The 750-nt window shown below is 31.3% G+C and carries 1 protein-coding gene; it reads left to right on the forward strand.

What is annotated here, in order from left to right:
• The first annotated feature begins 42 nt into the window (after window positions 1-42).
• Entirely contained in the window at window positions 43-660 is a 618-nt protein-coding gene (locus PVK62_RS17430; RefSeq protein ID WP_274445644.1) for a hypothetical protein, read from the forward strand.
• Window positions 661-750: the final 90 nt, after the last annotated feature.

Below are 750 nucleotides of genomic sequence, written 5' to 3' on the forward strand. Positions count from 1 at the left end.
ACGTGTTATTGCGGCGTTATAACGAATATGATTTGAGGTAGTATGAAGATAGGTGATTTTCAGAGTTTGCTACAATTCTTTGCTGCAATTTATTTAGTAGCAGAATGGGTTAGCCTTGAGAGAATAGTAATGCATTATAAAAAGATGCATTTAGGTGAACTAAGACATCGAATTTTTCGAGTTAAGAAATATTGCAAGGATCTTGACGGTATTTGGAATGATTATACAAATGAAGAAAGTAGCTTGATTAGTACATATGATCTTAATAAAAATTATTCAGTATTTCGTCGCATCTGTTTTATCTATTTTATTATTTGTTTCATTGGTTTAATTTTAAGTTCATTTTTTGGTGAATATAAGTTAAATGTTTGGGTTTTGCTATTGGGCTTAATTGTGTTGTGCATTCCTTTTTTCTACGTAGTAATTGGGCTAATTTTACCAGTAAAAAAGGAGTTTTGTAAAAATAAGGAATTAATTGAAGAGTTATTATTACCTTTAGAAACCGCGATGGAAGTGTTCAAAGAAAATAATAGCTATCCAGCTCGAAGGGATGCGATCAAAAAGAGAAATGAAGGTAACGTTTACGCATTGGATGAATATAGAGAAAAATTGAAATTATATAATGAACGTTATGATCAGCACATGAGAAATTCGTTATAACAAATGCATCAACACGATTTGCTACATTCGGCATTCTAGGTTTCTTTGAGTTTACCGTATTAAGTGGGAAGTTTAGGCTTAATCTGCATG

Source organism: Aliivibrio sp. S3MY1 (assembly GCF_028765575.1).
Lineage (GTDB): Bacteria > Pseudomonadota > Gammaproteobacteria > Enterobacterales > Vibrionaceae > Aliivibrio.